Origin of the sequence: Blastococcus atacamensis (assembly GCF_002938425.1) — a bacterium.
Classification (GTDB): domain Bacteria; phylum Actinomycetota; class Actinomycetes; order Mycobacteriales; family Geodermatophilaceae; genus Blastococcus; species Blastococcus atacamensis.
This window is the reverse complement of record NZ_POQU01000106.1, coordinates 1-10744: the sequence shown is the minus strand read 5'-3', so window position 1 is coordinate 10744 and position 10744 is coordinate 1. Positions and strand designations below refer to the sequence as shown.

Here is a 10744-nt window from a genome sequence, read left to right as displayed (position 1 = left end):
GGTATGCGCTCCCTCCGGGGACCGCCCCACCCTCCCCCGAGCGGCCGGATCGAGCGGCAGGGGACCGACTCACCGGTCTTCTCCGTCCCGTCGGGTGGAGGCAGAGATGCGCGCGATCGACGACACCACGGTCCGGACCGGCACGAGCGACGGAGCCCAGCTCGGCGGCCGGGCAGCACGCGCCGGCGTGCCGACCATCCCGCTCCCCCGCAACTCGGCACAGGCTGCTGCCCGCACCGCCCGGTCGGCGAAGGCCGTCACCGCGGTGCCCGCAGCCGCGAGCACCGGCGTCGCCGCACTGCTCCGCGGGCCGGTGCGCCAGGCCCGGGTGCTGCTCAGCACCCCGACCGCCGTCTACCTGCAGGTCGCCGGTGACCGCACCAGCAGCGACGTCGTCGGCATCCTCACCAGCGACGCCGTCCGGCTCCCCCTCGCGTGCTTCCTCTTCCGGCCCGGCAACGGGCGACCACTGGTGGCCCTGCCCCCCGGCGCTCCGGCGGAGGTCGGTGGTGGACGGATGGTCGTGGGCGACCTGGCCGTCAGCGCGGCGGCCTGGTGGGACCCCCGGCCCCGGTTGCCCGGTGGCCGTCCGGCCCTCCTGCCCGAGGGAGTGCGGCAGCTGCGCAACAGCCTCTACGGCGAGGGCGTGCCGCACAGCTCCTTCACCCTCCCCGGCCTGCCCACGGGTCCGGGCGGGCCGCTCGCCGCCCTGCGGGGAGCCGTCCGCCGGGCCGATCTGGAGGCCGCCCTCCGCACCGCGACCCGCCTGATCGGCTCCGGCCCCGGCCTCACCCCCGCCGGTGACGACGTCATGGCCGGCACCATCGCCGGGCTCGTGCTGCTCGGGCACCCGGCCGCGGACCGGGTCGCGGCCGGGGTCTGCGGCCTGGCCACGGGGCGGACGAGCGACCTGTCGGCGGCGCTGCTCCGGCACGCAGCCGCCGGCCGGGTGAGCGCGGAGTACGGCGCGGTCCTGCGGGGCCTGGTCGGCGAGCGCCCCCTCGCACCGGCCGTCGACCGGCTGCTCGACGGCGGCGCGACCAGCGGCCGGGCGATGGCACTGGGGCTGTGCACCGCCATCGACCTGGTGGAGCGCACCACCCGACGCTGACCCGCCGGACCCTCAACCCAGCGGGGCGTCGACCCCCACCGGGATCGGCAGCACCGGGCCCAGCCCGTCCCACTGCGCGATCCGGCAGCCGTCGGAGCGGGACAGGTCCAGCTCGACGGGCTCCCCTGCCCAGCGGCCGGTGATGCGCGCGGTCTGCGGCCCGCCGTACTGCTCGGTGCACATGAGGTCCCCGGCCAACGGCGCGAACGGCTCGGTCATGCCGGCGAGGTGGTCGCACGCCGCCTGGGCCTGCGGGTGGGTGCCCTCGACGACGCCCGCGCAGACCAGGGTCCAGGACTCCGGCGGACGGCCGTCCCCCCGATCGACGTCGATGCGCAGCTCGTTCTGCGTCTGCTCGATCCCGGCCGCCGAGCCCGGATCGGCCGCGCTCGGTTCGGCGGACGAGCCGGCAGTGGGCCCGGCGGCGTCGTCGGCCGGTCCGGACGCGCAGGCGCCCAGCAGCAGCACGGACAGCACGGCGAGCGCGGCCCCCGAGCAGGAGGCCGCCGCGAGCCTCGGTGACGTCCTGGAACGGCCACCCTTCAGGGCCCCGCGCCGAGCCTGCGAGGCGTGGGGGGAAGGGTGGTCCTTCATCAGATCCGGGAGGCGTGGATGCTGGTGACCAGGATGGCCCGGGCCCCGAGCTCCCAGAGCTCGTCCATGACCCGGTTGGTCTCGGCCTTGGCCACCATCGCGCGGACGGCGGACCAGCCCGGCGTCTGCAGCGGGCTGACCGTGGGGCCCTCGATGCCCGGGGTCATCGCGGTGGCCTTCGCCAGCAGGTCGTTGGGGCAGTCGTAGTCGAGCATCACGTACTGGCGGGCCACCAGGACGCCGCGCAGTCGGCGGCGCAGCTGGGCCACGGCCGGGATCTCCTCGGCGCCCTCGCGGCGGACCAGGATCGCCTCGCTGGTGAGGACCGGGTCGCCGATGATGTGCAGCCCCGCCGCGCGCAGCGTCGTCCCGGTCTCGACGACGTCGCAGACCGCGTCGGCCACACCGAGCCGGCAGGCGGTCTCGACCGCGCCGTCGAGCTTGACGACGTCGGCCAAGATGGCGGACTCGGCGAGGTAGCGCTGCAGGAGGACCGGATAGGCGGTGGCCACCCGCTTGCCCGACAGCTGGTCGACCCGCTCGATGCCCGAGTCCAGCGGGGAGGCGAAGCGGAACGACGACCGCCCGAAGCCCAGCGGCATGACCTCGACCGCGGCCGGGCCCTCGCCGTCAGCCGGGGCGGTCTCCAGCAGCATGTCGCGGCCGGTGATGCCGACGTCGAGGGTCCCGGAGGCGACGTAGACGGCGATGTCGCGCGGCCGGAGGTAGAAGAACTCGGTGTCGTTGTCCGGGTCGTAGACCGCGAGGTCCTTGGTGCTGCGCCGCTGGCGGTACCCGCTCTCGGCGAGCATCTCCGCGGCGGGCTCGCTCAGGACGCCCTTGTTGGGCACGGCGATGCGCAGCACTGGTGGATCTCCCTGATCGTGGGGGCTGGTCTCAGAGGTGGGCGTAGACGTCGTCGAGGGTGAGCCCACGCGCCAGCATGAGCACCTGCACCCGGTAGAGGAGCTGGCTGATCTCCTCGGCGGTGCGCTCCTCGCCCTCGTGCTCGGCGGCCATCCAGGACTCGGCGGCCTCCTCGACGACCTTCTTGCCGGCGGCGTGCACGCCGTCGCGGACGGCCGCCACGGTGCCGGACGCCGGGTCGCCGTCGGCCACCTTGGCGGTCAGCTCGGCGAACAGCGCGTCGAAGGTCTTCACGGTCGGGCCTCCTGGGCGGCGGGGGTGATCGAGAAGCCGGTCTGCCGCGGGGGCACGCGCAGCTCGCGGAGCACGAGCGCGGTCTGCAGGGCGGCGATCGTCGCCTCCCAGCCCTTGTCCTCCGCCGAGCCGGACCGGCCGGAGCGGTCCCACGCCTGCTGCTCGTCGTTGGTCGTGAGGACGCCGTTGCCGACCGGCTTGCCGGCGTCCAGGGCGACACGGGTGAGTCCGGCGGTGACCGAGTCGCAGACGTACTCGAAGTGCGGGGTGCCGCCGCGGATGACCACGCCGAGGGCGACGACGGCGTCGTGCCGCTCGGCCAGGGCCTGGGCGACCACGGGGAGCTCCACCGCGCCCGGCACCCGGACGACGGTCGGTGTCGCGACGCCGCACGCCTGCGCCGCGGCGACCGCGCGGCCCAGCAGCGTGCCGGTCAGCTCGGCGTGCCAGGTCGTGGCCACGATGCCCAGCGAGAGGCCCGACGCGTCGACAGGGCGCGCCTCGGGTGCTCCGGCCCCGCTCACAGCGGCTGCTCCGCCTGGCCCAGCGGCACGTCGGTGCCGGGGACGGTGGTGGCCCCAGGGGCGTCCGCGGGGGCCGGGACGGTGTCGGCCGGCCCCGACTCGGTCTCCGGCTCGATGATGTCGAGCAGGTGGCCCATCCGGTCGCGCTTGGTGCGCAGGTAGCCGAGGTTCTCGGCGGTCACGTGGCTGGGCAGCGGAACCCGGCCGAGCACCCGGAGGCCGTAGCCCTCCAGGCCGGCGCGCTTGGCCGGGTTGTTGGTCAGCAGCCGCATGGTCCGGATGCCGAGGTCGACCAGGATCTGGGCCCCGGTGCCGTAGTCGCGCGCGTCGGCCGGGAGCCCGAGGTCGAGGTTGGCGTCGACGGTGTCGGCGCCCATGTCCTGCAGCTGGTAGGCCTGCAGCTTGTGCAGCAGGCCGATGCCACGGCCCTCGTGCCCGCGGATGTAGAGGACGACGCCGCGCCCCTCCTGCGCCACCGCGGCCAGGGCGGCCTGCAGCTGGGGGCCGCAGTCGCAGCGCAGCGAGCCGAAGACGTCGCCGGTGAGGCACTCCGAGTGCACGCGGACGAGGACGTCCTCGCCCTCGCCGATCTCGCCGTAGACGAAGGCGACGTGCTCGCGCTCGTCGTAGGAGCTGCGGTACCCGACGGCGGTGAACGTGCCCGGGGCCAGCGGCACGACCGCCTCGGCGACCCGCTCGACCAGCTTGTCGAACCGCTTGCGGTAGGCGATGAGGTCGGCGATGGAGATCAGGCAGAGGTCGTGCTCGTCGGCGAAGACCCGCAGCTCCTCGGCGCGCGCCATGCCGATCGGGTTCTTCTCGCTGACGATCTCGCACAGCACGCCCGAGGGGCGCAGGCCGGCGAGCATCGCGAGGTCCACCGATGCCTCGGTGTGCCCGGGACGCCGGAGCACGCCGCCGTCGCGCGCCCGCAGCGGGACGACGTGACCGGGGCGGGCGAGGTCGGCCGAGGTGGTCTCGGCGGCGGCCAGCGTCCGGATGGTGTGCGCCCGGTCCGACGCCGAGATGCCGGTCGTCACGCCCTCGCGGGCGTCGACGGTGACGGTGTAGGCGGTGCCGAGCCGGTCCTGGTTCACGCGGTGCATCGGCGGCAGGTCGAGCCGGTCGGCGTCGGCCTCGGTGACGGCCACGCAGATGTAGCCCGAGGTGTAGCGCACCATGAAGGCGACGAGCTCCGGGGTGGCGAGCTCGGCGGCGAAGATCAGGTCGCCCTCGTTCTCGCGGTCCTCGTCGTCGATGACGACGACCGGCTTGCCGCTCTTCATGTCGGCCAGGGCGGCCTCGATGGAGTCCAGCCGGGTTCCGGGCGCGCTCACGAGCGGGCCTCCAGCAGACGCTCCACGTACTTGGCGATCACGTCGACCTCCAGGTTGACGGTCTCCCCCGTGGCGCGCGCGCCGAGCGTGGTCTCGCGGAGGGTGGTGGGGATGAGGCTGACCTCGAACCAGGGCTCGGGGTCGGCGACCGGGCCGACCGCGCTCACGGTCAGCGAGACGCCGTCGACGGCGATGGAGCCCTTCTCGACCACGTAGCGGCCGAGCCCGGCGGGCAGGCCGATGCGCACGACCTCCCAGTGCTCGGTGGGCGTGCGCGCGAGGACCGTGCCGATGCCGTCGACGTGGCCCTGCATCATGTGGCCGCCGAGCCGGGTGTGCGGGCTGACGGCGCGCTCCAGGTTGACCGGAGCGCCCTCGACCACCGCGCCCAGCGAGCTGCGGCGCAGCGTCTCGGCCATCACGTCGGTGGTCCAGACGCCCGTGCCGTCGGCCTCGGGCTGCACGCCGGTGACGGTGAGGCAGACGCCGTTGACGGCGATGGAGTCACCGAGCGAGACGTCGGTCAGGACGGTGCGGGCGCGGATGCTCAGGACGGCGGAATCGCCCTGGTCCTGCCGAGCGGCCAGGGTGCCCACCTCTTCGACGATGCCGGTGAACACCTCAACTCCCTCCGTTCGGAACGTTCCCGCCGGTGCGGGCCCCCCCACCAGTGTGCCGGGTGGGGTGCAGCCGGATCTGCACGTCCCCACCCAGGAGGGCGACGTCGGCGACCGAGAGGGACAGCGCCGAGCCGATGTCGGCAATTCCCAGGTCGCCCACCAGGGAGGCCCCGGCACCCAGGAGCTTGGGCGCCAGGTGGAGGAGCACCTCGTCGACCAGGCCGTCGCGCAGGTACGCGGCGGCCAGGGTGGGACCGCCCTCCAGCAGCACCCGGCGCACGTCCCGGGCGAAGAGCTCGGCCAGCAGCTGTGCCGGTGTGCCGGCCCGGCTGACGAGAGTCGGGGCGGCGTCGTCGAGGACCCGCGCCGTAGCGGGCAGGCGGCCGGCCCGGTCGACCACGACGCGCAGCGGCTGCCGGTCGGTGTTCCGGCCGTCGGCGTCCCGGACGGTCAGCTGCGGGTCGTCGGCCAGCGCGGTCCCCGAGCCGACGACGACGGCGTCGCACCCCGCGCGCAACCGGTGCACCTCCGCTCGGGCTTCGGGGCCGGTGATCCACCGGCTGCTGCCGTCGGCGGCCGCGACCCGGCCGTCGAGGGTGGCCGCCACCTTCCAGATCACGTACGGCCGCTGCTCGCGCACGCCGGTGAGCCAGCCGGCCAGCGCGCCCCGCTCGGCGGCCTCCCGCTCGACGCCGACGACGACGTCGACCCCCGCGGCGCGCAGCCGCTCGACGCCGCCACCGGCGAGCGCCGTCGGCTCCGGCACGGCGACGACGACCCGCGCGATGCCGGCCGCGAGCAGCGCGTCGGCGCAGGGCCCGGTGCGGCCGGTGTGCGCGCACGGCTCCAGGGTGACCACGGCGGTGCCGCCGCGGGCCCGTTCGCCGGCCTGGGCCAGGGCGACCACCTCGGCGTGCGGACCGCCCGGCGGGTTGGTCCCGCCTTCGCCGACGACGGTGCCGTCGGCGGCCAGCACGACGGCGCCCACGGCGGGGTTCGGGCTGGTCGTGCCGAGGACCGACTCCCCGAGCTCCCGGGCGCGGGCCATCCCCCGCAGCTCTGCGCCGGACGCGGTCACGCCGGTCGCGCCGCTGCCGCTCGCGCGCGGAGCGCGGCGATGGCGGCGGCGGGGTCGGAGGCGCCGTAGACGGCCGATCCGGCGACGAACATGTCGACCCCGGCCTCGGCGGCCTGCTCGATGGTGTCGGCGTTGATGCCGCCGTCGATCTCGACCAGCAACGTCAGCTCGCCGCTGTCGACCAGCCGGCGGGCCTCCCGCACCTTGGGCAGCACGTCGGCCATGAACGACTGGCCGCCGAAGCCGGGCTCGACGCTCATGACCAGCAGGGTGTCGAAGTCGCGCAGGACGTCGAGGTGGTCCTCCAGCGGCGTCCCGGGCTTGATCGCGAGACCGGCGAGGGCACCCGCGGCGCGGATGTCGCGGGCCACGGCGCGGGCGTCACGGCAGGCCTCCACGTGCACGGTGACGTTGCGGGCGCCGGCCTCGGCGTAGCCCGGGGCCCAGCGCTCGGGGTCGGTGATCATCAGGTGGCAGTCCAGCGGGACCGGGCTGACCCGCTGGATCGCCTCGACGACCGGCAGCCCCAGGGTCAGGTTCGGGACGAAGTGCGCGTCCATGACGTCGACGTGCAGCCAGTCGGCGTCGGCCACCCGCGCCACCTCGTCGGCGAGGCGGGCGAAGTCCGCCGACAGCAGGCTGGGCGCGATCATCGGTTCCCGGGGCACGTCCGCCGAGTCTAGGTGCGCCGGTGATCACCGTTGGCGGGCCGTCGTGCCGCACGTGTCCGTCGCGGACGACCGGGTAGCCCCCAACCCATGGCTTCTGACACCCCTCCGCGCTACGAAGGCTTCGACCGGATGCCCATCGCCGGCACCTGGCGCCCTGGAAGCTCCGCGAAGACCGCCACCGACACCGACCCCTACACCGGCGAGACCCTGACCGAGATCCGGCTGGCGAACGCCGACGATCTCGACCAGGCCTACGCGAGGGCGAAGGAGGCCCAGCGTGCGTGGGCGGCCCGGCTGCCGAGCGAACGGGCCGACGTCATGCGCCGCGCCGCCCGGATCATGGAGGCACGCAAGGACGAGATCGTCGACTGGCACATCCGCGAGAGCGGCGCCGCCGCACCGGCCGCCGAGTTCGAGTACGCGATCACCCTGCGCGACTTCCACGAGGCGTCGTCCTACCCCTACCGGGTCGAGGGCCGGATCCTGCCCGCCGACATCGAGGGCAAAGAGAGCCGCGTCTACCGCCGTCCGGTGGGCGTCGTCGCCGTCATCAGCCCGTGGAACGTGCCGATGCACCTGTCCAACCGCTCGGTCGCCCCGGCGCTGGCGCTGGGCAACGCCGTCGTGCTCAAGCCGGCCGGCGACACCCCGGTCACCGGCGGCCTGCTGCTGGCCAAGATCTACGAGGAGGCCGGGCTGCCCGAGGGCCTGCTGTCGGTGGTGATCGGCTCCGGCAGCGAGATCGGGGACGCGATCGTCTCCCACCCGACGCCGCGGGTCGTCTCCTTCACCGGGTCGACGCCGGTCGGCAAGGGCATCGCGGAGAAGGCCGGGCTGAAGAAGCTCTCGCTGGAGCTGGGCGGCAACGGCCCGCTCGTCGTCCTGGACGACGCCGACCTCGGGTATGCGGTGGACGCGGCGATCTTCGGGAAGTTCTTCCACCAGGGCCAGGTCTGCATGATCACCAACCGGATCGTGGTGGACGACTCCGTGCACGACGAGTTCGTGGAGCGCTTCGTGGAGCGGGCCCGGTCGCTCAAGGCCGGGGACCCGCACCAGCCCGACACCGTGATCGGACCGATCATCAACGCCAGCCAGCTCGAGGGGATCCAGGACAAGATCGCCGCCGCCCGCTCCGACGGCGCCCAGCAGCTCCTCGGTGGCGAGCCGACCGGCCCGATCGGCTCGGTGCTGCCGCCGCACGTGCTGCTCGGCACCAACGACGTCGCCAGCGCGCGTCAGGAGATGTTCGGGCCGGTGGTCACGATCATCCGGGCCCGCGACGAGGACGACGCCCTGGCCATCGCCAACGACACCGAGTACGGCTTGTCCAGCGCCGTCTTCACCGAGGACACCCTGCGGGGCGTGCAGTTCGCGCTGCGGGTCGAGGCCGGCATGACGCACGTCAACGACTCACCGCTCAACGACGAGAACAACACCGCGTTCGGTGGCGAGAAGGAGTCGGGTCTGGGCCGCTTCGGCGGCGAGTGGGCGATCGACGAGTTCACCACCGACCACTGGGTGAGCGTCCAGCACACCAAGCGGAAGTTCCCGTTCTGACCGCTGCATCCGGCGGTACACGATCGGGGCGTCTCGCCCGGACGTAGCCGCAGGCGGGGGCGGCGTTTCCTAGGCTGCCCCCGTGAGCGGAACGGGACGGTCCGACGCACGGCTGCCCGGAATCGACCTGGCTGGACGTCGGTCCCTGCTCGTCGTCGTCGCCGCCCAGCTGGTGATGACCTGGTCGTTCGTGGCTCTTTTGGGTTCGTTCGGGTGGTTCGGTTTGCTCAGCGTCGCTGCAACTCTGGGGCAGAGATGGTCCCTCCTCGTGGACGGCCCCGCGCGGACCGAGCAGCTGATCATCCGGACGGCGCTGCGGGACCACGCCGACCCCGGCCCGGAGTTCCGAGCGGCCGTCGACGGCGCCGCGACCCGGCGGCTGGCCGCGTCCGCCGTCGACCGCTGGGGCCCGCCGGTCCTCTGCGTCGTCCCGGCTATCGCCTGCGCCGTCGTCGCCGGATGGCGCGACGACCTCGCGGTCGCGCTCCCCGTCCTGCCGCTGCTCGTCCTGGCGGCGGTCCTCGACGCCGCACGGCGCCGTGAGGAGGCGCTGGCGGACCGGTGGCTCGCGGCGCCGCCGGTTCCCACCGAGGACTTCTCGTGACCGGGCAGTCGGCTCCGGAGGAGCAGGTGGACTGGGCGGCCGCCGAGCGGAGAGCCCGGGCGCGGCAGCCGGTGGTCCTCCTCGTGCTGCTGGGACTGATCGGCGGCATCTACGCGCTGACCGGCCAGTTCCTGCTGCCGGGCCGGGCCGGTCTGCTGCTCGCCGCCGCGTACGTGCTCGGGTTTGTGGTCCTGCTCGCCGTCGCCCGGCTGCATCCCCGGCTCCGGGAGCGGACCGCGCAGGGGTACCGCGTCCAGCACGCCCTCCGGCACCGTCTCGACCCCGGGCCGGGCGCCCGGGAGAAGGCCGACCGGCTGGCGATGCAGACCGTCGGGATCGTCTGGATGCGCTGGTGGCTCCTGCCCCCGCTCGTGGCCGTCGGCCCACTGGTCGGTGCGCCGTGGGACCGGCCGCTGGTGGCTGTTCCCGGTGCGCTCGCGCTGCTCGCGGGGGTGCTGGCGTGGGCGCTGCAGTACCGGCGGCTGTGGCTGGACGCCCGGCGCTGGGTCGCCGATCCGCCCGGACCGGCCCGCGAGATGCCGGACCTGCCGACGTGGGTGCGCTGGCTGGGCGGCTGGTCGTTCCCGATCGCCATGCTGGTGATCCTCACCGTGACCGGCGCTGTCGCCGTCGTCGTGGTGGTTGCGAGCCGGTGACGATCGAGCAGGGATGGTCGACCGGGACGCGGCCGTCCGGCGCGAGGCCCGGCGCAGGGCTCGACGGTCTCGGCCGTCCGCCGAGAATTGTCGTACCCCCGGCCTAGCCTGCGGTTATGTCGTCGGGAAGCGCGTTCGCGGTCGGGGTGACCGTGGTGTCGGTCGACGCCGCGCCCTCGCAGTGGGAGCTGGCCGACCCCGACCCCACCCGGTCGGGCGAGCCGTTGAGCGCGTGGCTGCCGGCCCGCCGCAGCGCTACGGCGGCGGCGGCGCTGGTGGGGCAGATCGTGGCGGCCGAGGCGAAGCTGGCGGCGTTGCGGGTCGAGCTGGTGATGGACCTGGCGGCGGCGCGCCCGGCTCCTGCGGATCCGCTGCCCGGTGGCGAGGGCGCGGGTGAGGTCGGCCCGGCGGGGGTGAGCGAGTTCGTGCCCGATGAGCTGGCGGCGGTGCAGAACTGCAGCCGGGCGGCGGCGGTGACGCTGCTGGAGCACGCCGAGATCCTCACCACGCTGCTGCCGGGCACCTTCGCCTTGCTGCGGCTGGGGCGGCTGGACTGGCCCCGCGCTCGGGCGATGGCCGCCGAGGTCGCCGCCACCGGGGCGGACACCGACCCGATGGTGGTCGCCGGCATGGAGGCCGCGGTGCTTCCCCGGGCCGGCGAACTGTCGTTGCGCGGGCTGCGGGAGGCGGTCCGCGCCGAACTGGTGGCCCGCGACGCCGCCGCGGCGGATCGGCGGCGGGAGCAGCGGCGACGCGGCGCGGACGTGACCGTGCGCCCGGTCGGGGACGGGATGAGCGAGTTCCGCGCCCTGATGACCCATCCCGAGG

The 10744-nt window shown here is 74.7% G+C and carries 13 protein-coding genes; 5 read left to right on the top strand and 8 right to left on the bottom strand.

Annotation, left to right across the window (positions count from 1 at the left end; genetic code table 11):
• The first annotated feature begins 106 nt into the window (after positions 1 to 106).
• Positions 107 to 1111: a DUF2877 domain-containing protein gene (locus C5508_RS17685; RefSeq protein ID WP_104526244.1), complete on the top strand. Its 1005-nt coding sequence runs from the start codon at positions 107 to 109 to the stop codon at positions 1109 to 1111.
• 12 nt (positions 1112 to 1123) lie between these two features.
• Here C5508_RS17685 and C5508_RS17680 read toward each other — a convergent pair whose 3' ends face one another.
• The 8 genes from C5508_RS17680 to rpe form a co-directional block, all read right to left on the bottom strand.
• Positions 1124 to 1588, bottom strand: a complete 465-nt coding sequence (locus C5508_RS17680) for an SSI family serine proteinase inhibitor (protein WP_198598161.1) — start codon at positions 1586 to 1588, stop codon at positions 1124 to 1126.
• Positions 1589 to 1704: 116 nt separating this feature from the next.
• A complete protein-coding gene (hisG, locus tag C5508_RS17675) occupies positions 1705 to 2571 on the bottom strand; it encodes an ATP phosphoribosyltransferase (protein ID WP_104526242.1) in 867 nt (288 codons plus the stop codon).
• A gap of 31 nt (positions 2572 to 2602) precedes the next feature.
• Complete coding sequence (locus C5508_RS17670) at positions 2603 to 2866, bottom strand: phosphoribosyl-ATP diphosphatase (protein ID WP_104526241.1); 264 nt, start codon at positions 2864 to 2866, stop codon at positions 2603 to 2605.
• Complete coding sequence (gene ribH, locus C5508_RS17665) at positions 2863 to 3390, bottom strand: 6,7-dimethyl-8-ribityllumazine synthase (protein ID WP_104526240.1); 528 nt, start codon at positions 3388 to 3390, stop codon at positions 2863 to 2865. The genes C5508_RS17670 and ribH overlap by 4 nt, the downstream gene beginning before the upstream one ends.
• Entirely contained in the window at positions 3387 to 4727 is a 1341-nt protein-coding gene (locus tag C5508_RS17660; protein ID WP_104526239.1) for a bifunctional 3,4-dihydroxy-2-butanone-4-phosphate synthase/GTP cyclohydrolase II, read from the bottom strand. Before C5508_RS17660 ends, ribH begins: the two co-directional genes overlap by 4 nt.
• Positions 4724 to 5347, bottom strand: coding sequence for a riboflavin synthase (locus C5508_RS17655; protein ID WP_104526238.1), 624 nt, complete (start codon positions 5345 to 5347; stop codon positions 4724 to 4726). Before C5508_RS17655 ends, C5508_RS17660 begins: the two co-directional genes overlap by 4 nt.
• 1 nt (position 5348) lies before the next feature.
• The gene (ribD, locus tag C5508_RS17650) at positions 5349 to 6425 is read right to left on the bottom strand and encodes a bifunctional diaminohydroxyphosphoribosylaminopyrimidine deaminase/5-amino-6-(5-phosphoribosylamino)uracil reductase RibD (protein WP_232797258.1); all 1077 of its coding nucleotides are present in this window, start codon (positions 6423 to 6425) and stop codon (positions 5349 to 5351) included.
• Entirely contained in the window at positions 6422 to 7093 is a 672-nt protein-coding gene (gene rpe, locus C5508_RS17645) for a ribulose-phosphate 3-epimerase (protein ID WP_232797257.1), read from the bottom strand. The genes ribD and rpe overlap by 4 nt, the downstream gene beginning before the upstream one ends.
• A 90-nt stretch (positions 7094 to 7183) precedes the next feature.
• Here rpe and C5508_RS17640 point away from each other — a divergent pair, with 90 nt between their 5' ends.
• From C5508_RS17640 to C5508_RS17625, 4 genes are all read left to right on the top strand, one after another.
• Entirely contained in the window at positions 7184 to 8656 is a 1473-nt protein-coding gene (locus C5508_RS17640) for an aldehyde dehydrogenase family protein (protein ID WP_104526236.1), read from the top strand.
• Positions 8657 to 8738: 82 nt separating this feature from the next.
• Complete coding sequence (locus C5508_RS19670) at positions 8739 to 9260, top strand: hypothetical protein (protein WP_157944141.1); 522 nt, start codon at positions 8739 to 8741, stop codon at positions 9258 to 9260.
• Entirely contained in the window at positions 9257 to 9916 is a 660-nt protein-coding gene (locus tag C5508_RS17630) for a hypothetical protein (protein ID WP_104526234.1), read from the top strand. The genes C5508_RS19670 and C5508_RS17630 overlap by 4 nt, the downstream gene beginning before the upstream one ends.
• A 116-nt stretch (positions 9917 to 10032) precedes the next feature.
• Positions 10033 to 10744, top strand: a 712-nt coding sequence (locus C5508_RS17625; protein ID WP_113684663.1) for a DUF222 domain-containing protein, incomplete at its 3' end; no start/stop codon positions are given.

Bases quoted from the DNA above. Each gene is read 5' to 3' on its own strand.
- C5508_RS17685 (WP_104526244.1), top strand. From the start codon at position 107: ATGCGCGCGATCGACGACACCACGGTCCGGACCGGCACGAGCGACGGA.
- C5508_RS17640 (WP_104526236.1), top strand. From the start codon at position 7,184: ATGGCTTCTGACACCCCTCCGCGCTACGAAGGCTTCGACCGGATGCCC.